The organism is Oleiphilus messinensis, from assembly GCF_002162375.1.
In the GTDB taxonomy this organism is placed as follows: Bacteria; Pseudomonadota; Gammaproteobacteria; order Pseudomonadales; family Oleiphilaceae; genus Oleiphilus; species Oleiphilus messinensis.
This window is the reverse complement of sequence record NZ_CP021425.1, coordinates 4,514,235-4,539,269: the sequence shown is the minus strand read 5'-3', so window position 1 is coordinate 4,539,269 and position 25,035 is coordinate 4,514,235. Positions and strand designations below refer to the sequence as shown.

Below are 25,035 nucleotides of genomic sequence, written 5' to 3'. Positions count from 1 at the left end.
TTTTTACTTGATCACTATCCGCAGACTGATACCTCTGCTCAAGTGGATTGAGTTGCCAATGTTATTTTTAAATAGGTCATATTAACGTTTTCTACTACGCGCTTGCGCACATTCCTGACGAAAAGAGCGAGAGAAGGGGTCTGCCAGGGGGAACCGATTCGGATTGAATGTATCTATCGGCACAAAGGGTGTTTGATCCAGTACCAGTTCAGCGAGGATGCGGCCAAACCCGGCTGACATCGCGACGCCTGCGCCGCAACACCCGGTGCCAACATACAGTCCATTGATAGTTGTCGCGCCAATAATATAACGACCGTCCGGGGTGTAACTCGACACGCCGGAAATATATTGGTGTAGTGCCGCTGTTTCAAGTGCCGGGATGAGTTCAATGAGGTCAGCATAACCGTCTTCCAGCGCTTGTAACCCTTCCGTGTCCGCGTCGAACTGAAAGCTGTGAATATGGCTGGGTAAGTCCTCGGGTGCGGCGACCACGCTTTGATTGTCTCTGAGTCCAAACAACAACGCGCCAACCTCAGGGCGAGTATAGGCTTTGGCGTCCGGTAGTATTGTCATCGGAGATGCACTTGGAAACCGTTGGTCTGGAGTGGTAATCCAATACTGGCTTCGAACCGGCGCCATCGGTAGCAAAATGTCCAGTTGTGCTGCGAGCCGGGTCGTCCAAGGTCCCCCTGTGAGCACAAGTTTGTCACAAAATAGCTGTTCCCCATTGGCCAGCGTGATGCCGCTAATGCGTTTGTTTTGTTTCTCACCTGTCGGAGACGTCAATAATTGCTCAACACGCATGTTCTGGAAGATCGTTACACCGCGTTTCCGGGCCTGTCGCGCATAAGCCATAGCAAGTTGATAGCCATCGATATAGCCATCTTCCGGGCAAAAACGTAGCGCCGCTGACGAATCTATATTGAGCCACGGGCAGCATTTTCGGGCTTCCGCTGGCGAGAGCGCCTCAATATTTATTCCCGCCGCACGTGCAGCATCGGCATTTTGCTGAACGATGGATCGGGTATCCGGCTTATTGCCGACGTGCAGGCAGCCCACCTCGCGGTAACCCAGGTCATCTTCCAGCTCGTCCTGTAGCTGCTTGAGGGTGGCAAAGGTCTCGTTGACCATGGCAGCCAGTGTCGGATCCGGACGGCTCCGGATCAGCATGGACGCCGCTTGACTCGTGGTGCCTGAGCCGATCAGGTTTTGCTCGATTAATGCCACTCGCTGGCCCCGGGAACGTGCAAGATAGTGTGCCGTGGCACAACCGATGATGCCACCGCCGATAATAATAGTTTCGAAATTCATGACAGGTATTTTGTGTAAGTTCGGAGCGGCCACCATTGCCTGGTTTCTGGCGCTCCGGAACAGGGTTTTAAAGTTGCTATTCGGGTTATGATACGCGCCAGGGTTGCAGTCTACGTAACAGCGGGCCTGAAAATAGCCAGTGAACCACTTTTACCCCCAGACAGGTCACCATAATCAGAACCGCCATGGCCGCAGCCGGGGCTAAATCACCTGCATCGTCCATATTCATCACCGCAACACTGGCGAGCATGGTTTTGGAGGAGTAGAGGAATACCACCGCTGAAACCGTTGTCATCGCGTTAATGAAAAAATAGACAAATACATCCGCGATGGCGGGCAAGCACAGTGGTGAGGTTAACGTGAAGAAGCGTTTAACCGGACCGATTTTCAGTGAAACGGCCGCGCGATCGAGTTCCGGGTCGAGCTGTTTCAAGGCGGTCATCAGGGTGAGATGACTGACGGTGTAAAAGTGCACTACCGTGCATACCACCAAAATCATCATGGTTCCGTAAATCGAGTTAAGCGGATTGTCCGGGCTGTTGAAAAAGAAAATATAAGATAGACCCAGCACCATACCCGGTACGGCCATCGGCACGAGCGCTACCGCTTTAATGATCTGAACCGCCAATGCAGGCATCGTCGTTTTCTCACATAAAAACGCGTTAACCCAGACAATGGACGTACCCAGTAATGCAACCCAGAATGCCATTTGCAGAGAGTTGTAATACGCCTCCCAGCCACCGCCATCCATAAGATCGAATTGATAGTTATTCAGGGAGAGGTCAAGGTTGTAAGGCCAGTAGGTAATAAATGATCCGTAGACCGCCATACCTATAATCAGCAGCACACTGCCTAAAATCGGCAGGAGCAACATCAGGGCTTTCAGGTCAGTCGGCCAATGACGCTTGGGCTCGAGAGGCTTGGATTGACTGCTGACGGATGCGGTCTGACGCCGTTGTACATAGCGCTCTGTCATAAAGGACAGGATGACCGGTAACAACAGCACGACGCTGACTACGGCCCCCATCTGGAAGTTTTGCTGGCCAACAACCTGTTTGTAAATGTCCGTGGCCAGCATGTTGTACTGTCCACCGATGACTTTGGGCACACCAAAGTCGGTGATCACCAAGGTGAATGAAACCAGAGCAGCACTTATCAATCCGTATTTCGCATTGGGAATCGTGACTGAAAAAAAGGTGCGTATCGGGCTGGCTTTAAGGGAGCGGGCCGATTCGTAAAGGCGGGAATCGCTTTGACGCAGCGCCGTGTAGATAATCATAAAAGCATGGGGGAATATCCAGAACACACTGCCAATAATAATGCCAATGGGCCCATAGATGGTTTCACCGAATAACCAGGATTTAAAAATGCCTTGATTGCCGAACAAGTATACGAGTGCAATAGCGGGTAACAGAGACGGTGCCAGCAAAGGCAACATGGCGAGAAATCTAAACAGCGATTTACCCGGCACCTTGGTGTGGGTCAGGCAGTAGGCGTAGGTGAACGCCAGCGTAATCACCAAAGCAGTAACTACAACACCCATTAAAAGAGAATGGGCAATAGAGTTAACCAGACCTTCTGACTGGAAATAGGTTATAAAATTGGACAGGCCGATAAAGTCGCCATCATGATTTTCCACACTCTTGCCCAGAAGTGAGAAGAGCGGCAAAACGACCGTGCTTGTCAGTAATAGAATAATCAGCCAGGGCAGGGGATTATGCTTCAGCCAGGAAAAGCCCTGGGATGGGGTGTCAGCGATTCCTGATACTCTCATTGTGCCACCTCGGCAGAGTGTGTCCGGGTGGTGGCGTTGGATGTTTTTGCGGCGATTCCAGCGGTTTCTGGCATTGGTTTCGTTTTGGTTTCAAGCTTTCCAAGGGATGGATTCAGTGTTCCGCCGGGGGTAAAAAGGTGTAAATTCCGGGCGGGTAAGCGAACTTGAATTTGTTGGCCAAAGCGAAGTGTGCTATTGCCACCGTATGTCAGGCTGATATCGGCATAAACCGGTGTATTCCAGCCGTCGATGTTCAGTGTCAGACGGGTAAAGCGCCCTTGAAACTCGATATGTTCAATCTGGGCTGCAAATACATTTTCAGCCGTGCTGGAAAAAGTCTCCGAGTCGTCTAGCTCAATATGTTCAGGACGAATACCGACTGTCGCGTGTTCTGTGTCATTGCCGACATCGGCAATATCCGTCGTCAGGTATTGGTTGTTCGCCAAAACCAGTTGCTTATTTTTGATTTGGCAGGGGGCTGTATTCATGGTGCCGACGAATTCAGCGACAAAGCGAGAAGCCGGGTGGCTGTAGATTTCATTCGGGGTGCCGATTTGTTCAATCTGCCCATGATTCATGACAACAATTCGATCGGCCATGCTCATGGCTTCTTCCTGGTCATGGGTTACCATAATTGTTGTGATCCCGAGTCGGCGTTGTAAACCTGTGATTTCACCCCTCAGGCGGGTGCGAACCTGGGCATCCAGTGCGGAAAGCGGTTCGTCCAGTAGCAACAATCCGGGTTTAAGAGCAATTGCGCGTGCCAGCGCGACCCGTTGTTGCTGACCCCCGGAGAGTTGAGTTGGATATTTTGCGTGGTGATCCTGTAACGCCATCAGCTCCAGAAGTTCTGCAACCCGTTGCTGACGTTCTGATTTGCTCATTTTGAGGCTGCGCAAGCCGTATTCAATATTCTCGCTGACGGTGAGATTCGGGAACAGCGCGTAACTTTGAAATACGATGCCGAAATCCCGATCTTTTACCGGGAGATGGCTGATATCTATCTCATTTTGTTCAAGTCGCCCGCTGGACTGGTTTTCCAGACCGGCAATAATACGTAACAGGGTCGTTTTACCGCAGCCCGAAGGGCCCAGGAAACAGATGAATTCGCCTTTTTCGATGGTGAAAGAGATACGCTCCAAGGCGTTAAAATCCTCGAAGTTTTTACTGATCGAATCAACGTTTAAATAAGTCATGTTCTGTATTCCTTGTAGGCAAAAAACACCCAGCTTCCTCCGGGAGATCAATGGAGGAAGTTGGGTGTTGTGGGTAGTGCAGTTTCCTGTGCTTCAACAGACCCTAGCGCATTATTTAGGGTCAGACTTGCTGTCGTAACGGGTCGTCCATTCTTTCAGAATGTCTTTACGATTTTGTGCTGCCCATTCGAAGTTGTTGTCGATGATCAGCTCTTCCGGATTTTCCGGGAAGAACTCGACTGGTTGTGCAACACCGGGCATGGCAACAATGGCATAGCCTTTGTTGTACATTTTCATGGCATCTTTGGAAACGGCGAAGTCCAGCAGTTTCTTGGCGGCATCAAGCTTGTCGGTGCCTTTCAGAATCGCAGCAGATTCCATATCCCAACCTAAACCTTCGCTTGGGTATACGATTTCAACTGGCGCACCTTTTTTCTTCTCTTTTGCTCCACGGAACGCAAAGCTGATACCGATCGACGTTTCACCTGCTGCAGCCAGCTTGCATGGCTTGGAGCCCGAGTGGGTGTAACGGCTGATATTGGTGTGCAGCTGATCCATGTACTGCCAGCCATCTTCGGTGCCGAACATTTGCAACCAGCTGGAAACATCCAGGAAGCCAGTGCCGGAGGATGCCGGATTAGGCATGATGATATGGCCTTTGTAAACCGGCTTGGTCAGGTCTTTCCAGCTGGTTGGCATCGGCAAGTTGTGCTTTTTGGCTTCAACGGTATTAACACAGATACCTGCCATCCAGGCATCCAGGCCAACCCAGCTGGGTTCTGCGCTGTTATCGCGGAATTTTGGAGACAGTTTGTCAAATCCGACCGGCGTGTAAGGTTGCAACATCTGTTCACCTTTGAGGATCAACAAAGATGTGCCCGCCAAACCCCAGACTACGTCTGCTTGCGGGTTTTCTTTCTCGGCCAGCAATTTAGCCGTTACGATACCGGTTGAGTCTCGTACCCAATTAATTTCAACATCGGGATTACGTTTCTCGAATTCCTGTTTGTAGCGTTTCAGGTCTTCTGCTTCGAAAGCGGTGTAAACGGTCAATTCGGTGGCAGCGAAGGAAAGTGCTGATGCGGTCAGTGCTGCAGCACCAGCCAGCCAGCGGCCAAGTGATTTTTTAACTGTCATGGGTTGCTCCTCAAGTTTGGTATATACCAGTTAGAATGGATTAAAGAGGATAAAGATGACAGTGTGATGACAAAATTATGAAAATCGCCGGCCGTGATAGCCGGTCGATAATCCTGTCATTTGGTGCGCTCAGAAAGGGCGAACGGGCTGATTGTTGTTGTATTCGTAGGCGACCGTGATTGCATCGTGGCGCCAGAATTCGATGTCGAATTCAAATATTGTCCCGTCTTCGTTGAAATAGCGGCGGTGAAATTTGAGCGCTGCGGCACCTTCGAGTGCATTCAGGGCCGTGGCTTCTTCCTTCGGAAGTGTGGTGACGGTCATCTCGAAATCAGCACGGCTTATGATTAATCCGTAGTCATCGCGTAACTTCTGATGCAGAGAACCGGTCATATCAACATTATCGAGACCTTTCAGCAGGTCCGCTCTGATCATCATGTTTTCAAATAAGACCGGGCGTTCATCCAGATATCGTATCCGGCAAATGTGGTACAGCGGTTTTCCGACCACGGTATTCATCACGGCTGCAAGAAACTCGTCAGCGACAATGTGTTTGAACTGGTACAGCGTCGATTTTGGTATAAAACCCTGTTGCTGCGCGTAATTCATGAAACTGATACGAGCGTGTACGCTAGGGTCGTAATGCAAACGTGGAGGGGTAATAAACCAGCCACGGCGGTTTTCCCGGTAAATTATGCCGTCTGCTTCCAGCAGTCGCAGTGCTTCACGCAGGGTCACTCGAGTCGTGCCAAAGCGTTCACTCAAATGGCGTTCCGAAGGGAGCTTTTGAGACCCGTCAATTTGCAGTTCGCTAATTTCCTTTAACAGTGCAGATTTAATCCTTTGGGTCTGAGTGCTCATTTTACTCTCTATATTAGTTCGTTCGGGCTATGTCAGTTCATCCGGGCTAGGTCAGTCTGACAACACCGTGCTTGTGCCATGCCGCCGGGGGAGCGCCTGAAATATGCCCGCGCCAGGGACTTCAGAGCATCGCCCATGTAGCTGGGCGCGTCAAGGCCGGCTGGTGGCTAATGTGCCGGGTGAGTGTTTCAGAAATATGAAATGTTGCAAATATATTAAATTTTTGTGGATGTATTGACCCAAATCGAAGCGAATCATTATCATAATATGAAACTGGTCTAGACCAGTATACAAGTTTAATCCGGTACCCCGAGATGATGATGATTCCTGATAACCCTTATCTTTTATTAACCCCTGGCCCACTGTCTACGTCTCCGGGTGTGCGCGAAGCGCTCCTCCGTGACTGGTGTACCTGGGATCGTGACTACAACCAGATCGTGCAGCGTATTCGTGCCCGCCTGGTCGATCTGGCAACGCGTCAGACCGGGCAATACACGTCTGTGTTGATGCAGGGCAGCGGCAGTGCCTCCGTGGAAGCAGTATTAGGCTCCGTGATTCCAGAGTCTGGACGGCTTCTGGTTTTAGCCAATGGTGCCTATGGCAAACGTATCGCGCAGATGGCTCGAGTATTACGTCTGAATCATGAAGTTATTGATTTCGGGGAAACGGGACCGGTTGATCTTGATCAGGTATCGACCCGTTTAAAGTCCGCCGGTGCGCAGACAGAATCTGCCTTTAGTCATGTCGCATTGGTGCACTGTGAAACAACTACCGGCATGCTGAATGATATCGCGGCTGTAGGCCGATTGGTGCACAAAGCCGGGGCAACATACATTGTGGATGCCATGAGCAGCTTCGGTGGCATTCCGATGGACATCGCTGAACTGGAAATCGATTTCTTGATCAGTAGTGCCAACAAATGTATCCAGGGGGTTCCCGGTTTTGGTTTTGTCATTGGTCGACGTGATGTGCTGGCCAGCTGTGCCGGGCGAGCCCGTTCTTTGAGCCTCGATCTGTATGATCAATGGCAGTGTATGGAGCAAAATGAGGGGAAATGGCGATTTACCTCCCCGACCCATGTTGTCAGGGCGTTTGATCAAGCTTTATTCGAGCTGGAGCAGGAAGGCGGTATAGCGGCCCGTTACGGGCGGTATGTCGAGAATCACCGGATTCTGGTGGAAGGCATGCGCGCCCTTGGTTTTGAAACCCTGTTACCGGATGCCTTGCAATCACCGTTTATCACGACGTTTTATAACCCGGAGAGTGAACACTATCGGTTTGAAGAGTTTTATCAAAAACTGAAAGCGGACGGGTTTGTGATCTACCCTGGAAAAATTTCGCAGGCGGATTGTTTTCGGATTGGCAATATTGGCCATGTTTTTCCGGCGGATATCGAGCGTTTGATTTCAGCTGTTGAGCGCAACCGCTATTGGCTTTAGTCCGATTTTTTGAGTCACCTCTGTCATTAAGAGTTCATTTCTATGTTTCATTATCAACGTAAATATTCCGGTGCCATCCAGGCCGTTATTTTTGACTGGGCAGGTACGACCGTAGACTTCGGATCAATGGCCCCCATTCAGGCGTTTAAAATGCTTTTCGCCAAAGAAGGGATTACCGTCTCGGATACGCAGGCCAGAGCACCAATGGGTACCGAGAAGCGGGAGCATATCCGGCAAATGCTGGCGATGGAGGCCATTCGCAAAGCCTGGTTGGAGAGCAAAGGTACAGCGCCAACGGAGCAGTGCATAGATCGTTTGTACCATGAATTTGTGCCAATTCAGATTGAAGCGATTCGCACCACAACCCAGTTGATACCGGGTTTGGTAGACACCCTGAATGATTTGAAAGCACGTAGTATTCATATCGGTGCCAATACCGGGTACAACACCGAAATGTACCAGGCTGTGGCAGCGGCAGCAGCGGAACTCGGTTATCAACCGGAGGCGAATGTGTGTGCCACCGAGGTTTCCTTGGGACGGCCTTATCCCTACATGGCTCAGGCTGTAATGCAAAAACTGGGCGTTGTAGCGGTGCAAAGTTGTATCAAGGTAGATGACACCACAACCGGTATCGAGGAAGGTCTCAATGCAGGAATGTGGACCGTAGCAGTTGCCCTGACCGGGAATTATCTGGGCTACGGGCCTGAAGAGTGGGCGGCTCTGGATGAGTCTGAGCGTCAACCGTTGATCGAAAGTGCCCGTTTGGCTGCGAGTCGGTCCGGTGCCCACTTTGTGATTGACTCGGTTGCTGAATTGCCTGCGGTTATCGATAAAATCGAACAACGTTTGTCTCAGGGTATGCATCCCTGATTGACCGAAAATAGTGTACCAGGAGCTTTCTCATTATGAATATCAAGCCGCTCGAGTCTTTGCCTGAATTATTGGCCGCGATTGAATCGTTCGGGTCAGCTCACTACGGTGAGGCCGTAACCCAGGAACAGCATATGTTGCAGTGTGCGACATTGGCGGAACGTGAGGGCGCACCTGATTCATTAATTGTTGCGGCATTACTGCACGATATTGGCCATTCCCTGCGCGTGAACGCCGTGGCCCGGCCTGAAACTGACTTTCATCATGAAGTGGCTGGTGCCCGGATGCTGACCAAACTATTTGCTGAAACCATCACCACTCCGATTCAGTTGCACGTTGCTGCAAAACGCTATCTTTGCGCGATTGACCGAAGCTATTTTGAAGGCCTGAGTGATGCTTCAGTCCACAGTCTCGAGCTGCAAGGTGGGCCAATGACGGAGGAACAGTGTCAACGTTTCCGGAATGCAGAATACTTCGAAGAAGCCATCGCCCTGCGTCGCTATGATGATCTGGGCAAAGACATCGGGGCTGACGTACCGCCCCTGCAATACTTTGTGCCACTGATGGAAAAAATGCTCAAATCTTCCAATTGAGTTAACCTCTTCACAAATCGAGGGCTACTTCGGCCCAGTCAGAAATCTCCCCAGTTCCCGGCCAAATTTAATCGGCTCGTCAACTTGTGGGAGATGCCCGGATTGATTGAAGAGTACTGTTCGGCAATGTTTGATTTGTCGGGCAGTTTCCAGTTGTCCGTTGTACTCGTATAGTGGCGATTTCTTTCCGATAAATACTGTTACCGGTTTGTCACAGCTGTTGAAGCTGTCGCGATAGTCATTTTCGTTGGTATAGTATGTGTGCAGGTAGGATCTCAGGTTATGCAGGGTCGTTGGGCCTGCCAGTCGCGTTAACAGAGCAGGGGAGCGACCGGCCTGGCGAAGAAAGTTGACCAGCAAAGGATTACCGATGACGACGCTGAGTACCTCAACGAGGTATTGTGTGGCCAGTTTCCGGTCAGCCTTGGGCAATTGTTGCAGGGTCATTTCCGCCGGGTGCCGGGCCAGCACATCATCGAGTTGCGCAAGCTGGTGGCAGAACGCCGTTTGATTGTCGCCCATCAAGCCTCCGTTCCAGCCGGGGCGATTGAGTATGCACGGGCTTTGGTCAATCTGTAAATAACGGATGACCTGATCGAATCCGCCTTCGAGTTGTAATTGCAGTGCAGTTGATGCGCCTAGTGAATAACCCACCAAAATAAATTCTTGTAATTTAAGTTGCAGGATTAAATCCTCTACATCGTCTTTCAGGCACTTGAATACATCAGGTTTGGTAATCGGAACGTTCGCGGAATGACCCGCACCACGAAAGTCCGGCAGATAAAATTGGAAACGGGTTAAATAAGGTGTAATAAAGGGAAGCCAGTGGCGGCTGTCCATGCCGATACCGTGCAGCATGAGCACGGGTATACCCCGGCCCAGCTTTCGAAAATAGATGTTCTGTTGGTCCCGGGTGAATATATGGGGCACGTTTGTCTCCATCGCACTTTGATTTTCGGTTCCTGAAAGTTGCACGATAGTCTATAACATGATTCATTGTCATTCGATGTGTGGTTGCTTATTCTTCGTTTGCCGCACTGTCAAAATACTACAAGGCGTGTTTTGGCAGTGCGGAGTCAGTTTATCCGGGTTAACTTAAGCGCACTAACGGGAACTGAATAGTCAAGACTGAGCCTGTTCACGCAATTTTGTCACAACCTCACCGCCAATACCCCAGTTATCTGTATTGACTTCGTCGATGACAACAACTGTGGTCGCAGGGTTTTTGTTTAACACGTCCACTAACAATTGAGTGGCCCCTTGAATCAGTTTCGCTTTTTGTTCGGCAGTAACAGATTCGTCCGTTATTTTGATGTTGATGTAGGGCATGATGCTGTTCCTCGGTATGATCTCTTGTTTGGTTCTAGAATGCATTCTATTGTCTGGTTATTCGGTTGCCTTTTCAGGGGATGTTTTAAGTGCTTTGACTTACCGCAGCTTCGCGGCTGGCACGGGCTGCTTTCACGTTGTAATGATTGGCAATCCACAAACCTGCGCTGACTAAAACAAGGGCCCCCATCAAGGTTGCCGTGAACGGCTCATCGAATAGGGGAATGGCCGCGATACCCGCAATCACTGGCACCATGGCCATCATGGAACCCATTGCCGGTGCGCCAATACTCCGGACGGCATAGACATAGAGCATCATCTGAACAATTGTTGCCATAAAACCCTGATAAAACGCCTGTAAGGCAATATCTTCCCAGGTCGCGGCACTCAGGTTAGCAGGAAGGCCAATCAGGTAAACCGGTAGGTAAAGGGCGCAGGTGATCACTGCCAGACTGACCGTTGCCTCCCAAGGCGATATTTTCCAACGCTGAATCAATACCGAATACAGCGCCCAGCAGAAAGCCGCACTCACGATCAGCAAATGCCCTTCCAGAACACCCTGTGCAGATTGCCATTCGTGCCAGAGCAGGGCACCAATACCGGTGGAAATCAGCGCAATACCCAGCCATTTCGCCGCACCTTGCTTTTCCCGGTTGAGATAGACCGCTAAAAAGGTAATAAACAGCGGCATCAACCCCGGCATCATAACCGCCGCATGGGAAGCCGGTGTCGTTTTGAAACCGTTAAAAGCAAACAGGGCATATACCAGCCCCCCAACCAGACTAACGGCAATCAATTTTGGCTTCAGGAGTTTGAATGGAAAGAAAAAATACCACACAGGGAGCAGCAGGGTGGCACAGGTGATGTACCGAATGGCAATGACATCATATGCTGTCAGGGGACTGAGCCCGCCCTGTCTTGAAACAAGGATAAAACCCGACCAGATCAGAACAGCACCCAGTGCCATGAAATAGCCTTTGTAAAGGTTGTTTGCCATGGTAATTTCCAAACATATTGCAAATGAGCCTTTACTATACGCTTTTTAATCTTTTCTAAATAATGAATAATTATGAATGTATCTTTCATAATTAGTGAATGTTTTTTGAGGTGCTTTACCCGCTACGCGATGGCTGAATGTCACTTCACTATCCTGAGGGAAACGCCCTGTGCGGCAACACCGGGTTGCGCAGGCATGTGGGGTGTTGTGGGGGCTGGGAGTTAGATATCCCCGATTAGCTGATCTCCCCATCTCGATCGTTGAGAATAAATCGCCTCAATGCTCTTTCACTTCGCATGACATAAAGAATATAGACTTTATTTCGTTCAGCTCGATAAAATATTCTGCATGGACCAACGATTACCTCTCGATAGTTTGATCCAATCAACTCATCAGGTAATCGGCCCGATTCTGGAAATTGCTTTAGGCGCTTAATTTCTTTGAAAACATCTTGAACGAGTTTTTTAGCTGCACTTGGCTTATCGAGTGCTATGTATTCTGCTATTTCATTAAGGTCTGTTAATGCAGGATCAGTCCATTTTATTTGAGCCATTTGCTCATTTTCTCTTCCGCTTCCGATTCAGAATAAACTTTCCCTTCAAAAACTGCTCGTTCGCCTCTAGCGATCCCTTCAAGTATCTGCATACGATCCTTCATTGATTCATAATCTTCAAAATCAATTAAGTATGCCGAAGGCTTCCCATGCTCAGTGATTAGAACAGGCTCTTTTGTTTCATGCAGCTCTGCGAGTATTTTGGTCGCTTGCCGCTTTAATGTCGTTACCAATTCAGTTTTCATAAATGTGATACTATTCTGTCACTCTCAGTGTGGCAAGAAGTTTCGTTCAGTTGACGAGGCTTTAGAAAAGCTCATCATGACCCAATATTGCCAAAAACCGGTTCTACAACATACATCCGGTGACTGTAGATTTGCTTCCTTGCGTCACCATCAACCCTACGCTTCATCCAGTCGGTATAGTTGCGCTTGCGCTTGTCTGAAATTATGAATGAGACTGGCTAAGGGGGGCTGTCCAATATGCCAGATTCGACCAAGGCGTTCCATGGACCAACACCATTGGCGGACCGTCGCCCAACTGACTGTACCTAACCTCACGACCGTGAAAGTCATACGAATGGGGTAGGGGACAACTGCTCATTACTCAGACACCTTTTTGAGAGGTATAAGAAGTGTTTTATGGTAAAACCTCCCCCACCTTGAATTCATTTTCCACTCACAACCAAGACCAACGTCGGTAACTAACAGTGCAGCGTTTTTTAAGCACCCACTTTAGACATCTTTTCAATAGTCTCAGATATAAAGTTATCGATATTGTCTTTACTTTTTAAAAATTCAGCGCATTCGTGATCTGTCTCGAGATCCTTGAAATCATCTTCGTACGCCCAAAGAGAATTCCAATAGATGGTATCAATATCCTTTTTTTCTTCATACTTTGTCTGGAGCAAGGTGATAAAGCTGGATATCTTATCTCTTAATTCGTGGTGTCCACACATTCCATAGATTGAGGACATGAGAGACATAATATTTGTCGTCGACTCAATCACTGCATTCGATGCATCTATCATCCTCGCCAGTTGCGCTTGTCCTTCAGAAATTACTAGCTGCATCTTTTCTTTCTGAGCATCGGACAGCTTACCGCTCATCATCAATCGTCCCATTTCTTGTTCTTGGACAGAGCGCTCAGAAAACTCTTTTAACTCATGCTCAAACTCAATGGTGACAACCTCATGTTTTGATACCAAATCATCAAAAAGTGGCATTAGCTGGCTTTCTCTTTTATCTTCCGTGCAAGCAACTATGCATAAGCTTAACAGCACGATGGTAGCAAATTTAAACATGTTTTTTCCTACTTATTTCAAGAGATATAAGGCCGGGTCTGTTGTCTTGTCTGCAGTGGATTAGTAAGCGTGACTAATTCTGGCAAACCCAAGAAGTGGCCATGGTTGCCTGCATGCGGAAGCAACTGACTACCCTGAATACGATGGTCAAGAATGGGACTTTCTGGGATGAGAAAATGCCTTAAAAGCTTGACTTGGGAACATAGTCACTTGTTGGCTTTTTTTGTTTGATATACCATAATGTGTAGACCTTTGTGTAAGGAGTAATTTATGGCAACAAATTTAGCATTGGATAATAGTCTATTAGATGCAGCGTTAAAAGTCGGTGGTTTTAAATCCAAGAAAGATACTGTTAATGCGGCATTGAAAGAGTTTATTGAACGAAGAAAACAGCAAGAAATTAAGGAATTATTCGGTAACTTGCCTGCCGATGAAGACTATGATTACAAACAGGGCCGCTAGTGAACCAAATATTGATTGATACTTGTGTATGGTCACTGGCATTAAGAGGCAAAAGCACCAGAAACAAGGAAATTGCCGCAGAACTTTCTAAAATCATTGACCAAGGTTCAGTAATGATAATTGGACCCGTGCGGCAAGAACTCCTTTCTGGGTACAGTGACAGAAACCAATACCTCAAACTTAAACAAAAATTAGATTACTTTCCTAACCAACCTGTCATAGATGATGACTATATTCTCGCAGCGGAATACTCCAATACCTGTCGCGCTAAAGGGATACAAGGATCGCACACTGATTTTTTAATCTGTGCCGTTACAACAAGAGTAAAAGCAGCCATATTTACAGCTGATAAAGATTTCCAACATTATAAGTTACATTTACCAATTGTTTTGCACCCTTAAGCTAACGAGGCTGTAGAAAAGCAAATCGTGACCCAATATCCACGAACCTCAAATTTAATTTCTATCCATTAACCATCGGTTATGATTTATCCGCTGGCAAGTTAATTATTCCGTTATTTCAAATTCGTACGATCAATCGCTCCATCTCCGGGTTTGCAAACCAATCTTAAGCTTGGAAAACAAGACGCCCACTCAAAACATTCGAGTAGATCAACTTACGAGTGTAAAAGGGGTTGGCAATGTGCTCGCGTATACACTCATCAGTGAACTGCCTGAATTGGGCAAACTGAATCGAAAACAGATTGCTGCATTAGTTGGCGTTGCGCCCATGAACCGCGACAGTGGTACTTACGCAGGCAAGCGATTCATACGCGGCGGTCGCAGTAAAGTCCGCACCGTTTTGTTCATGTCGATCATGTCTGCCATACAATATCACCCACAATTGAAGCCGATGTATGAGCGGATGGTGACGGCTGGCAAACCCAAAAAGGTGGCCATGGTTGCCTGCATGAGGAAGCAACTGACCATCCTGAATACGATGGTCAAGAATGGAACTTTCTGGGATGAGAAAATGGCTTAAAAGCTTGACTTGGGAACATAGTCACTTGTTATAAGCTTGATTCTCATACGTTCACGTTAGTTGAACTATTAAAAGAATACATTTTTATTTCTTCTCTTGGAAACCATCCGCACTTTTCGTAAAACTCTTGAGCTTGCACATTTTCGTTTAGAACAAACAAATGAGTTTTTGAAATACCGATTGATGATAAGGCACTTATTGATTCAGAAACAAGCTTTTTACCAACCCCTTTACCTCTGTGTTCAGACGAAACTGATAAATGCTGTAGATACCCTCTGCGCCCATCGGTGCCTACCAATAATGCACCAATTATTTCATTTTCTTGTAATGCAACAAAGCTAAGACCTTTGTTTCTATTAAGGTATGTTTCAATACCTTGTTTAGAATCTGCATCCCTCAATGAAAGGTTTTCCGTTTCGTTCCATAATTCTATAACAGTCTGATAATCAGAAATTAACATCTCTCTAATTACGAACATTTATGCACTCCTTTGCTTATAACGCCCGACTCACCGTGCAAATTTTCGATGGCGACTTTTTTGCCAGCGTAGCGCAAAAAAGGTGACAGCGGAAATTTGTCCGGTGCAGCCGCTTGTTAACCATTTTCTTCTTCGTCATCATCTTCGTTTTTGCTGTACTTTTCTAGTCCAGCTTCTTTTAGCCATTCGTCAAATTGAGAATCATCTATTTTCTCATTTTTTCGCAATGCGTTTAATACAGTTCCGACTTCAAAACTATGTTCAATTTGATTGTTTTCTCCACAACCCTTAATAATTTTCTTGACTTGATCAATTGAAAAATCACCTGCATACCTAGTAACAGTAGAAGCAAAGCTATTTGCCTGATCGAAGGAGCTCGATTCAATATAAAGTTCAACTATCCTATCAGCAATTTGACTAGGTAAAACAAAAAATAGCGGATCATCAAGCTCCGCTCTAGTTGCCTTTTTCAATCGTTTCTCTGCAGCACCTACTAAATCTTTAATCGAGAAAAACAATTCAATATCATCTAGCTTACCTTTAGGTAAATTTTCGACATATGCTTCGATTTTTTGTTTAACATCATCTTCAAAATATGACCAGCTATCATTCAACCTTTCTATAACCGGAATTATTTTTTCAAGACTACCGTCATCAACAGCTCTTACGATGCTTGACAATTTACCGGTGAGAGTATCGCGATAAATTTCTCTGTAAAGTGTTTCAATCGCTTTTAGTGCAGTAGTAATTCTAGAAATCTCTTTGTAACCTTTTGCATCATTAATTAGCTTCTTTAAGAGTACAATAATGAAATTTCTAACAAGACTTTCCCTAGCTTTGTATAGCGGGCTATTATTGAACGCAATTACAGCTTTATTGATTTCGGTTGGAAAGTATTCTGAATTTACTTCTTTCACCAAAGAATCCAATGCATATTTCCCTTGTGCTGGTGGATATTGCAATAAGTGTTCAACAGCCGAACGTAAATGAACCCGTGAAAGCTCGGCTGAGGGATTAAAGATTTCGCCATCGCTTGTCATTGAGGGGTGAGCACAACGGTTTCTGTCTTGCTGCAAACGCTCAAGATCGATAAATTCTACGTGTGAGATTAATTCAAGCTTATCCCTACAGACCTCCAATATATCTCTCTCGAACTTTAGGGAATTAGCAATATCACCAGCTCTTCTAGCTTTCTCGAAGGTTTCTATTTGCTTTTCCGCCTCTCTGTCACCAGCCAATGACAAGTCTTTGAGTTTATCAATTATATCGAAAGAGACAGCAATCCATGTAGACACGATTGCTGATCTAAACGCACCAGATTTATAACATGCAACGGCTTCACGGATGTAACTTTTAGCCTTTGGATCTCGGCATTTTAAGACTAGTTCGTCTAAATCAGATAGTGGAGATGCCACTGCTCACTCCTTTTGGGTTAACGAGGCTGTAGAAAAAGCCCATCATGACCCAATATCCACACACCTCAAATCTAATTTCATTCCCTTAACCATTGGCCATATTTTATCCGCTGGCAAGTTAATTATTTCGTTATTTACAATTGGTGCGATCAATCACTCTATATCCGAGATAACAGACTGGTTTCGAGCCACCGCACTCATGCTTATTCCGCCTGTCACGCTGCAATATCCCCATAATTCAATACCTTCTCGATATTATGAACCATACAATACAACTGCCATTGACCTTGAACCTTCGCTTTCCCTCTCAGGCTAAAGCGGTTTAATTTTTTGGTGGTACCAATATTGCCAAAAACAGGTTCTACAACAGACATCCGGTGACTGTAGATTTGCTTCCCCACATCACTATCAACCCTGCGCTTCATCCAGTCGGTATAGTTGGGCTTGCGCTTGTCTGAAATTATGAATGAGACTTGCCTTCCAGTGCCTTTTCGATGGTTTGCAGCACTTGGATTTTTCATGCACTTTGAGTTGAATTCACAGTGTCGGTATTGTAATAACCGCCCCTCAAAAAAAGCTTTCGGAGTACCGTGTGGGTTTTCTCGAACCACGAACTTACGGATGGCTGTCTTTGTTACTCTCCCCTGGTTACCCGATTAGGTGATTTATAACCATTCAACTTCATAACCCATATAAGTATTTTTAATTGGTACCTAAATTCTGCAAACAACATTGTACTTGAAAAGAAAAAGGCGATTTGATTCAATTGGTTATCATCAAACAACCAAGCACATCAGAGTCACCTTTTTCATGATCAAGAATACCCATAAAAGTGCCAAAAAACCAGCCGTGGAAAACAAGACACCCACTCAATACATTGACTCACGACCAAAAAACTGTATATTCAGCCAGATAAATAATACTTCAATGGATCTGAAGACATGCCGAAACCAAGGAAAGCTCAAATTTCACTTGACGCAACGCCCTACTACCACTGTATATCCCGCTGCGTGCGCCGAAGTTTCCTCTGTGGTGTCGATCATTTCACCGGTAAAAGCTACGAACACCGGAGACAATGGGTCGAGGATCGATTGATCCTGTTGGCACGCACCTTTGCCATTGATGTCTGCGCTTTTGCCGTCATGTCAAACCACACCCATACCGTACTTCGGATCAATCAAGCGAAGGCCGAAAGCTGGAGCACAAGAGACGTCATTGAACGTTGGCATGGTGTTTACGCCGGGAATGCACTTTCCAAGCGGTATTTATCTGGCGATACATTACTCGACTGTGAGTACCACCGTTTAAATAGCTTAGCAAAACTATGGCGAGCGCGTTTACAAGATATCAGCTGGTTCATGCGATCATTGAATGAACCCATAGCGCGTGCAGCCAATCAGGAAGATCAATGCACTGGACGCTTCTGGGAAGGCAGGTTTAAATGTCAGGCGTTACTGGATGAACAAGCCTTAGCAGCTTGTCTCGCCTATGTCGATCTGAACCCGATCCGCGCCGGTATTGCCGATTCGCCGGAATCATCGGATCACACATCTGTTCAAAAACGGATTAAAGCGGCAAAGGCTGACACACCTCATCAACCGGGTTATCTGTTACCCTTCGTCGGAAACCCCAGAAAAGACCAACCGGACGGCCTTCAGTTTAACTTACAAGATTACCTCGAGCTACTGGATTGGACCGGACGAATTCAACGGGACGACAAGCGCGGATCGATCTCAACATCTCTACCGCCGATATTGCAACGTCTGAAGATCAACGAAAGACAGTGGACTCAACTCACAGGAAAGATGGAATCCTTATTCCCGACCTTCGTTGGCAAAGCTGAACAGGTGAAAATCGCCAGTCAGGGCCTCGGTCACCGACGGGTTTCTGGATTGGCCCAGTGTCGAAGTTTGTTTCCGACATAAGTACCTAATATAACCCTTCATCTTAAAACACTAACGAGCGATCTCGGGAGCATTTTGCGCTCTGAATTTGCTATTTACATCCCTGCCAGCTTAATTCCGGGCGTCTCACGACCAAATTTTCGTTTTAATCCGCAAATTGCGCCTGACCTGTGCTAACTGATGTACTGTGGGGCGTAATCCGCCGTTTGGAACTTACGGATGGCTGTCTTTGTTACGTGTGGGATCAATCGCTCTATCTCCGGGTTTGCAAGCCAATCTAAAGTCACCCGGACTCATACTTATACCTGCTGTCACGCTGCAAGATTCCAATAATTCAATACTTTCTCGATATAGGGAGTAAACAAATGCCTGTCCAATAGACAAACTTTTGAATAATCTTAAGCTCTAAATCTTAAAGTACTTACTAAGGACATCTTTGACTTTTCTCCACCCCCCAATAATCCCGCCCGTAAACATAAGAATAACTCCCAAAATAAAACTAATAATTTGATACCAGGAATGTATGTTCGAGCGCACAGTTAACTGATAGCTGCGTATATTTTCAATGGGAGAAAGCAATTCAATTTCCACTGTGTATATACCACTTTCAGAAATATCAAACTCGCCGTAAGTAACTTCAGTATAATATCCGTAAGGTGTAATATCTCCACCGTAGACACGGCTCATCGATAATTTCTTTGAAATTACCACATCGTTCTCTTTTAACACACGTAAACGTATCTCGCGTGGAGGGAAATCAGGATGCCTGCCTGCCTCATAACTACCATAGATACCGAAAGAGTTATCTTCAGGGCTCAGCTCAATTCTTCGGCTAAAAGTTCTATCTACATTATTCGGGAAAACCGTAAATACTTCTGGAGCACTTCGAACATCTCTTGCTTGCAAATAAAATGTTCCCATAAAGCAACAAAGCCCGAATAAAAACAGATATTTTACGTTATCAGTTATTTATTTCGTTATTTCAATTTCGTGCGATCAGTCGCTTTAATGACGAGCTTACAGGCAAGATTCGAGTCGACCGGATAAAAGGCAATACAGATTGCAATATATGTACGTAATCTTATGAGGCAAGGTGTGCATGTTCAAGCCGCGGTCGCGTTTGGCATTACCAGTAAAGGCCCGTGGCGCAGTTCTAAAACTCCGGGTATCAATCAGGTTCTGTCACTGGAGTTTTTGAAATCTGAGGGACTTTATTCATTACGCGATGGTTGGATTAAGCTTTACTATCCTGAATGAAACGCCCTGTGCGGGAACGCCGGGCCGCGCAGGCATGCAGGGTGTTGTGGGGACTGGGGGCTAGATACCCCCGGTTACCCGATTACACGCTTTCACTATACTTTCTGGCATTCTTTTCAGAAAGGTATGCACGAATACGTCTACCTGGCGGTACTGATCGAAACGTCATTGCGAAAGCTCCCTTTAAAGTGAGCGAACGCTTTCCTGTTTCGTCAATTTCATTTTTGACCAAGCCCAACCTAAGCAGCTCATCAGATTCTTTTCGTATAAATTCAGAAACTTCTTTGAAACCACCTGAAATACTAACCGGGGTTGACCCAGGTTTGGTTTTCGATTTTATATTCTGTAATATTTTGACCATCTCATCAGCAGAGTGCAATTTTGGATATCTAAAAACAAGCTTAAAGTCCATTTTAGGATATGATTCCGGTACAGGACTGTTGTTCACATCAATTACAACGCCATCCTCATATTTTTGCGTTATCTCTAAATAGGTGATGTCTTCGACTTTGCTAACCATATTCACAACCATTGCTGCCATTGTGTTTTCATTGTTCCAGTAGAGGCGAAAGTGGCCTGTCGAATGTGAGTTCATCATCAATGAGGAGCCAATATTGGAAAAACCGGATTCAGATAAACTCTTGTCGTATGAATGAAATATTTCGTTTCTCTCACTTATAAATTTGGACTCATCAACCGATACAAAATTAATGTCAGTAGGAATTTTCTGAGTTTTCCAAATAATAAATGGCCCAATGGTATTCATAAATATTGGGTTCCAAAATACGATAACTAATATTACGACAATTATAGTTTCAAGCATGGATGACCTTATCGTGTAACGAGGCTGTAGAAAAAGCCAATCATGACCCAATATCCACACACCTCAAATTTAATTTCCATCTATTAACCATCGGCTATGATTTATCCGCTGGCAAGTTAAATATTTCGTTATTTCAAATTCGTGCGATCGATCTATCTCCGGGTTTGCAAACCAATCTTAAGCTTGGAAAACAAGACGCCCACTCAAAACATTCGAGTAGATCAACTTACGAGTGTAAAAGGGGTTGGCAATGTGCTCGCGTATACACCCATCAGTGAACTGCCTGAATTGGGCAAACTGAATCGAAAACAGATTGCTGCATTAGTTGGCGTTGCGCCCATGAACCGCGACAGTGGTGTATACGCAGGCAAGCGATTCATACGCGGCGATCGCAGTAAAATCCGCACCGTTTTGTTCATGTCGATCATGCCTGCCATACAATACCACCCACAATTGAAGCCGATGTATGAGCGGATGGTGACGGCTGGCAAACCCAAAAAAGTGGCCATGGTTGCCTGGATGCGGAAGCAACTGACTATCCTGAATACGATGGTCAAGAATGGAACTTTCTGGGATGAGAAAATGGCTTAAAAGCTTGACTTGGGAACATAGTCACTTGTTATGCATGATTTATTGGAATATAGTTGTACAATATTCTTGTACAATAAATACAGGTAAAACCATGCAGACAATTAACATTAGTGAGTTTAGAGCTAACCTTTTGAAATATTTAGAGATAGCTAACTCTGGCGAACAAATTTCTGTCACCTCTAACGGAAAGTTGTTAGCAACAATAACACCGCCAGAAAACAAAAGAGAACAAGCAAAAAAACAGTTAGACACGTTGGCCACAAACGCAAAAATACATGATATTACTTCTCCAATAGATGCTGACTGGGATGCTTTGACATGATACTAATGGATACATGCGCAATTATTTGGGACGCGCTTGACCCAAAAAGTATTACAGCTCCCGCAATGGATGCAATAAATAAAGCAGATGAAAACAATGCATTAGCAATCTCAGATATTTCAATTTGGGAAATATCTATGCTAATCAAAAAAAGAAGAATTGAAGTTGAAACAACGGCAGCAAATTTCATTAACTTATTTCTGCAATCAAGAAATGTTTTAGTAAAACTTATCTCTCCTGAAATAGCTGAATTATCAGTTAATTTTAATTCAGAAATAAACAATGACCCTGCCGACAGAATAATTGCAGCTACATCAATTATTCACAATGCGAGATTAGTCACAGCAGATAAAAACCTACTATCAAGTGAGATGATAGATACCATTTGGTGAGCATAACGAGGCTGTAGAAAAAGTCTATCATGACCCAATATCCACCACCTCAAATCTAATTTCATTTCCTTAACCATTGGCTATGAATTAACCGCTGGCAAGTTATTTCTTTCGTTATTTCAATTTCGTGCGATCAATCGCTCTACTTACGAGCTCACAAGCATGTTTCGAGTCGTCCGAATACACGCTTATACCGCCTGTCATGCGGCGAGTTCCCCATAAGTTTCAAGTCGACCGGATAAAAGGCAATACAAATTGCAATATATGTACGTAATCTCATGAGGCAAAGTGTGCATGTTCAATCCGCAGTTGCATGTGTCATCACCAGCAAAGGCCCATGGCTTAGTGCTAAGACCCCGGGTATCAATCAGGTTCTGTCACTGGAGTATTTGAAATCTGAGGGACTTTATTCATTACGCGATGGTTGGATTAAGCTTCACTATCCTGAGTGAAACGCCCTGTGCGGGAACGCCGGGCCGCGCAGGCATGCAGGGTGTTGTGGGGACTGGGGGTTAGATACCCCCGGCTACCCGATTATGAGTTTAGTCGCTTAGCATAAAAACCCATTTTCTCGCTGTAACTAAAGCCATTACTTTGATAAAAGCTAGCAGCAGGAATCTCACGCTCAGTTGTTAAATAAATACTATTTACAGAGTTAGCTCTAAGCTCATTTTCTAGGGCAGTGTAAACCCTGCTGCCATAGCCATTAGCCTGGAAACGAGTATGTGTGCACATTTCTCTTAGGTAGAACATATTGCCAAAGTAAAATGGCTCCCAATTGCCTAATGCAAAACTCACAACGCTTTCGTTTTCAAGCAATACGCCCAGAAACCCCATAGATTTGTAAAAATGACTGAGACGGTTAAATGCGTGTTCCAATGTCCAGTCTTCGTTCCACGGTTCGCTAGAAAATACTTGAGCATACAGTCTTGCACACTCTTCAAGATCATTCTCTCCGATCAAACGAGTCTTCATTTACATATTACTCATAACGCCTTGGTGACATGCGCCGCCAGGCGTCATGTTGACCAATTTGGTACGCCCGGCATGGGCATTATCTAATAAGCGGATGGCCGCCCCGATGAAAGTCCTCTTTAGGAAGATCACCAGTAAATCAATCTTAAACGATTTAACGATAACTACTAGCGAATGGCAAGGGCCAATCCGTGAGGAACGGTCTCCGGGACGCCGGCCGGAAGGAAGCCGCTAGCAAAACTGCGAGCTGATGAAGACTAGGCGTCCCCCAAGAACAACATATGAGGCGTAGGCTGGAGGCGAGATGGCACAAGACATCGAAGCCACGTGATCTAACGGCCACCGTAAATATGGGGGACGCCTAGTCCAGTTGTGCAGTGAAAGTTAATGTTCTTATTCGGGTGGTCCGGCATTCCGGAGATCTGCTTAACATGCGACCAATCAGAAACCAGTGAGGCTCTGGTAAAGAAATGTCTTGGCTCTTTGGACTCATCAACTAAAGAGAGCGAACAGATGACCATTGATAGCGCCTGCGGGGGTAACTTCGTCGGTGATTAAGCAGAAGTCAGCAGACGGCATAGTAGCCCAATGCCCATCGTAATGGATGGGACATGGTGCCAAAAGTAGGCGCCTTAGGCGAAGGCCTGAACATTCAGAATAAAGGAGGAGCCTTGTCATACTTGAACACACGAATGCCGACCGGTAATGACGTGACTCAGCGTAGTGATACGAAGCCAGCCTTTGGCAATAATCTATTCGAACGAGTTTTTCAGCCTGAGAACCTTCAAAAGGCTTGGAAACAAGTTCGAGCCAACAAGGGGGCCGCTGGCATTGATGGCATGACCATTGATGAGTTCCCGACCTGGGTAAAAGGTGGGCATTGGAAAGCAGTTGTTAACGACCTGAACTCAGGACGATACCAACCCTCACCCGTTCGACGCGTGGAGATCGATAAACCTGATGGCGGTAAACGCCTGCTGGGTATTCCCACGATTACTGATCGAGTGATTCAACAAGCCATCGCCCAAGTGCTAACGCCTATCTTCGATCCCGGCTTCTCTAGCAATAGCTTTGGATTCCGGCCTAATCGAAATGGGCAACAGGCGGTAAAACAGGTTCAACACATTATCAAAACGGGACGCCGTTTTGCTGTGGATGTCGGCCTGTCCAAGTTCTTTGACCGGGTTAACCACGATCTGCTAATGACGCTCCTTGGCCGCAAGGTGAAGGATAAGCGCCTATTACAACTGATCAAGCGTTATCTCCGAGCTGGGGTTATCGATAACCAGTTCTACATGGAGAGTCGAGAAGGAGTGCCACAAGGAGGACCTTTATCGCCTCTACTGGCTAACATTATGCTCGATCCTCTGGACAAAGAACTTGAGAAACGGGGACGCAGCTTTGCCCGCTATGCGGATGATTTTACGATCCTCGTAAACAGTCCTAGAGCGGGTGAACGTGTACTGAAAAGTATCACCCGTTTTATAGAATGCCGGCTGAAATTGGTTGTTAACACGACTAAAAGCCACGTCGTCAAAACCAGTGAATGCAAGTTCCAGGGATTCACTTTCCAGGCTGGACGCATCCAATGGCACCGGAGCTCCCTTAAGAATTTTATACAGGAAGTTCGACGTTTGACGAATCGCAACTGGGGAGTTTCGATGAAATATCAGCTCTTCAAACTGAGCCAATACCTACGTGGTTGGATTAACTACTTTGGTATCGCTAACTGCTATCAACGCTGCGTCGATCTGGATCACTGGATTCGTCGCAGGGTGCGAATGGCATATTGGCGTCAATGGCGAAAGCCACGCACCAAAGTTAGAAATCTCATGAAACGCGGTGTTCATGTTCAGGTGGCGGTTGCCTGTGGCATCACCAGCAAAGGCCCATGGCGTAGCTCTAAGACTCCGGGAATCAATCGAGCTCTATCATTGGAGTATTTGAAATCTGAGGGACTTTATTCATTACGCGATGGTTGGATTATGCTTCACTATCCTGAGTGAAACGCCCTGTGCGGGAACGCCGGGCCGCGCAGGCATGCAGGGTGTTGTGGGGACTGGGGGTTAGAT

At 46.3% G+C, this 25,035-nt stretch carries 27 protein-coding genes and 1 pseudogene; 11 read left to right on the top strand and 17 right to left on the bottom strand.

Annotated elements, in window-relative coordinates:
- Positions 1-81 precede the first annotated feature (81 nt).
- From OLMES_RS19735 to OLMES_RS19715, 5 genes are all read right to left on the bottom strand, one after another.
- Entirely contained in the window at positions 82-1,311 is a 1,230-nt protein-coding gene (locus OLMES_RS19735; protein WP_157678408.1) for an NAD(P)/FAD-dependent oxidoreductase, read from the bottom strand.
- Positions 1,312-1,396: 85 nt separating this feature from the next.
- Positions 1,397-3,085, bottom strand: a complete 1,689-nt coding sequence (locus OLMES_RS19730) for a putative 2-aminoethylphosphonate ABC transporter permease subunit (protein WP_087462841.1) — start codon at positions 3,083-3,085, stop codon at positions 1,397-1,399.
- Positions 3,082-4,281 carry a putative 2-aminoethylphosphonate ABC transporter ATP-binding protein gene (locus OLMES_RS19725; RefSeq protein ID WP_087462840.1) on the bottom strand — a complete coding sequence of 400 codons (1,200 nt, stop codon included), beginning with the start codon at positions 4,279-4,281 and terminating at the stop codon, positions 3,082-3,084. Before OLMES_RS19725 ends, OLMES_RS19730 begins: the two co-directional genes overlap by 4 nt.
- 111 nt (positions 4,282-4,392) lie before the next feature.
- Complete coding sequence (locus tag OLMES_RS19720; RefSeq protein ID WP_087462839.1) at positions 4,393-5,418, bottom strand: putative 2-aminoethylphosphonate ABC transporter substrate-binding protein; 1,026 nt, start codon at positions 5,416-5,418, stop codon at positions 4,393-4,395.
- Positions 5,419-5,547: 129 nt separating this feature from the next.
- The gene (locus OLMES_RS19715; RefSeq protein WP_087462838.1) at positions 5,548-6,279 is read right to left on the bottom strand and encodes a UTRA domain-containing protein; all 732 of its coding nucleotides are present in this window, start codon (positions 6,277-6,279) and stop codon (positions 5,548-5,550) included.
- Positions 6,280-6,593: 314 nt separating this feature from the next.
- On the opposite strand from OLMES_RS19715, the gene phnW reads away from it, so the two are divergent.
- Genes phnW through OLMES_RS19700 form a run of 3 tightly spaced genes read left to right on the top strand, consistent with a single transcriptional unit; the run spans position 6,594 to position 9,181 of the window.
- The gene (gene phnW / locus OLMES_RS19710; RefSeq protein WP_232465154.1) at positions 6,594-7,718 is read left to right on the top strand and encodes a 2-aminoethylphosphonate--pyruvate transaminase; all 1,125 of its coding nucleotides are present in this window, start codon (positions 6,594-6,596) and stop codon (positions 7,716-7,718) included.
- Between the two features lie 42 nt (positions 7,719-7,760).
- A complete protein-coding gene (phnX, locus tag OLMES_RS19705) occupies positions 7,761-8,588 on the top strand; it encodes a phosphonoacetaldehyde hydrolase (RefSeq protein ID WP_087462837.1) in 828 nt (275 codons plus the stop codon).
- Between the two features lie 35 nt (positions 8,589-8,623).
- On the top strand, positions 8,624-9,181 hold the full coding sequence (locus OLMES_RS19700; RefSeq protein WP_087462836.1) for an HD domain-containing protein: 558 nt from the start codon (positions 8,624-8,626) through the stop codon (positions 9,179-9,181).
- Positions 9,182-9,205: 24 nt separating this feature from the next.
- Here the strand turns inward: OLMES_RS19700 and OLMES_RS19695 are convergent, their stop codons facing one another.
- The 6 genes from OLMES_RS19695 to OLMES_RS19665 all read right to left on the bottom strand — a co-directional run bounded on the left by OLMES_RS19695 (position 9,206) and on the right by OLMES_RS19665 (position 13,363).
- Positions 9,206-10,111: an alpha/beta fold hydrolase gene (locus OLMES_RS19695; protein WP_157678407.1), complete on the bottom strand. Its 906-nt coding sequence runs from the start codon at positions 10,109-10,111 to the stop codon at positions 9,206-9,208.
- A 192-nt stretch (positions 10,112-10,303) separates the two neighbouring features.
- Positions 10,304-10,510, bottom strand: a complete 207-nt coding sequence (locus OLMES_RS19690) for a 2-hydroxymuconate tautomerase family protein (RefSeq protein ID WP_087462834.1) — start codon at positions 10,508-10,510, stop codon at positions 10,304-10,306.
- Between the two features lie 85 nt (positions 10,511-10,595).
- Positions 10,596-11,507, bottom strand: a complete 912-nt coding sequence (locus OLMES_RS19685) for a DMT family transporter (RefSeq protein ID WP_087462833.1) — start codon at positions 11,505-11,507, stop codon at positions 10,596-10,598.
- A gap of 235 nt (positions 11,508-11,742) precedes the next feature.
- Positions 11,743-12,060 carry a type II toxin-antitoxin system RelE/ParE family toxin gene (locus OLMES_RS19680; protein ID WP_087462832.1) on the bottom strand — a complete coding sequence of 106 codons (318 nt, stop codon included), beginning with the start codon at positions 12,058-12,060 and terminating at the stop codon, positions 11,743-11,745.
- Positions 12,048-12,305, bottom strand: coding sequence for a type II toxin-antitoxin system Phd/YefM family antitoxin (locus tag OLMES_RS19675; RefSeq protein WP_087462831.1), 258 nt, complete (start codon positions 12,303-12,305; stop codon positions 12,048-12,050). Before OLMES_RS19675 ends, OLMES_RS19680 begins: the two co-directional genes overlap by 13 nt.
- A 476-nt stretch (positions 12,306-12,781) precedes the next feature.
- Entirely contained in the window at positions 12,782-13,363 is a 582-nt protein-coding gene (locus tag OLMES_RS19665; RefSeq protein ID WP_087462830.1) for a hypothetical protein, read from the bottom strand.
- 270 nt (positions 13,364-13,633) lie between these two features.
- Between OLMES_RS19665 and OLMES_RS19660 the strand changes: the two genes are divergently transcribed.
- The 3 genes from OLMES_RS19660 (at position 13,634) to OLMES_RS19650 (ending at position 14,806) form a co-directional block, all read left to right on the top strand.
- Positions 13,634-13,825: a type II toxin-antitoxin system VapB family antitoxin gene (locus OLMES_RS19660; protein ID WP_087462829.1), complete on the top strand. Its 192-nt coding sequence runs from the start codon at positions 13,634-13,636 to the stop codon at positions 13,823-13,825.
- The gene (gene vapC / locus OLMES_RS19655; protein WP_087462828.1) at positions 13,825-14,226 is read left to right on the top strand and encodes a type II toxin-antitoxin system VapC family toxin; all 402 of its coding nucleotides are present in this window, start codon (positions 13,825-13,827) and stop codon (positions 14,224-14,226) included. The genes OLMES_RS19660 and vapC overlap by 1 nt, the downstream gene beginning before the upstream one ends.
- Positions 14,227-14,398: 172 nt before the next feature.
- A complete protein-coding gene (locus tag OLMES_RS19650) occupies positions 14,399-14,806 on the top strand; it encodes a transposase (protein WP_269767725.1) in 408 nt (135 codons plus the stop codon).
- Between the two features lie 43 nt (positions 14,807-14,849).
- Here the strand turns inward: OLMES_RS19650 and OLMES_RS19645 are convergent, their stop codons facing one another.
- The 3 genes and pseudogenes from OLMES_RS19645 to OLMES_RS19635 form a co-directional block, all read right to left on the bottom strand.
- Positions 14,850-15,284, bottom strand: a complete 435-nt coding sequence (locus OLMES_RS19645; protein WP_087462827.1) for a GNAT family N-acetyltransferase — start codon at positions 15,282-15,284, stop codon at positions 14,850-14,852.
- A gap of 116 nt (positions 15,285-15,400) precedes the next feature.
- The gene (locus OLMES_RS19640) at positions 15,401-16,699 is read right to left on the bottom strand and encodes a hypothetical protein (RefSeq protein WP_087462826.1); all 1,299 of its coding nucleotides are present in this window, start codon (positions 16,697-16,699) and stop codon (positions 15,401-15,403) included.
- 215 nt (positions 16,700-16,914) lie between these two features.
- A pseudogene (locus OLMES_RS19635) lies at positions 16,915-17,304 on the bottom strand (transposase); the annotation flags it as partial.
- Between the two features lie 336 nt (positions 17,305-17,640).
- Here OLMES_RS19635 and OLMES_RS19630 point away from each other — a divergent pair.
- Entirely contained in the window at positions 17,641-18,624 is a 984-nt protein-coding gene (locus OLMES_RS19630; RefSeq protein WP_087462825.1) for a transposase, read from the top strand.
- 384 nt (positions 18,625-19,008) lie between these two features.
- Here OLMES_RS19630 and OLMES_RS19625 read toward each other — a convergent pair whose 3' ends face one another.
- Together OLMES_RS19625 and OLMES_RS19620 are read right to left on the bottom strand one after the other, a co-directional pair.
- The gene (locus tag OLMES_RS19625; protein ID WP_157678406.1) at positions 19,009-19,509 is read right to left on the bottom strand and encodes a hypothetical protein; all 501 of its coding nucleotides are present in this window, start codon (positions 19,507-19,509) and stop codon (positions 19,009-19,011) included.
- A gap of 433 nt (positions 19,510-19,942) precedes the next feature.
- Entirely contained in the window at positions 19,943-20,626 is a 684-nt protein-coding gene (locus tag OLMES_RS19620; protein ID WP_087462823.1) for a hypothetical protein, read from the bottom strand.
- Between the two features lie 198 nt (positions 20,627-20,824).
- On the opposite strand from OLMES_RS19620, the gene OLMES_RS19615 reads away from it, so the two are divergent.
- From OLMES_RS19615 to OLMES_RS19605, 3 genes are read left to right on the top strand one after another with little or no spacing between them, the layout of a single operon-like run.
- Positions 20,825-21,274, top strand: coding sequence for a transposase (locus OLMES_RS19615; RefSeq protein ID WP_269767724.1), 450 nt, complete (start codon positions 20,825-20,827; stop codon positions 21,272-21,274).
- Positions 21,258-21,596, top strand: a complete 339-nt coding sequence (locus OLMES_RS19610; RefSeq protein WP_198343046.1) for a type II toxin-antitoxin system Phd/YefM family antitoxin — start codon at positions 21,258-21,260, stop codon at positions 21,594-21,596. Before OLMES_RS19615 ends, OLMES_RS19610 begins: the two co-directional genes overlap by 17 nt.
- Positions 21,593-21,988 (top strand): type II toxin-antitoxin system VapC family toxin, encoded by a 396-nt coding sequence (locus OLMES_RS19605; protein WP_087462822.1) that lies wholly within the window; start codon positions 21,593-21,595, stop codon positions 21,986-21,988. The genes OLMES_RS19610 and OLMES_RS19605 overlap by 4 nt, the downstream gene beginning before the upstream one ends.
- A gap of 534 nt (positions 21,989-22,522) precedes the next feature.
- Here the strand turns inward: OLMES_RS19605 and OLMES_RS19600 are convergent.
- Complete coding sequence (locus tag OLMES_RS19600; RefSeq protein ID WP_087462821.1) at positions 22,523-22,963, bottom strand: GNAT family N-acetyltransferase; 441 nt, start codon at positions 22,961-22,963, stop codon at positions 22,523-22,525.
- Positions 22,964-23,574: 611 nt separating this feature from the next.
- Here OLMES_RS19600 and ltrA point away from each other — a divergent pair.
- Complete coding sequence (ltrA, locus tag OLMES_RS19595; RefSeq protein WP_232465153.1) at positions 23,575-24,969, top strand: group II intron reverse transcriptase/maturase; 1,395 nt, start codon at positions 23,575-23,577, stop codon at positions 24,967-24,969.
- Positions 24,970-25,035 lie beyond the last annotated feature (66 nt).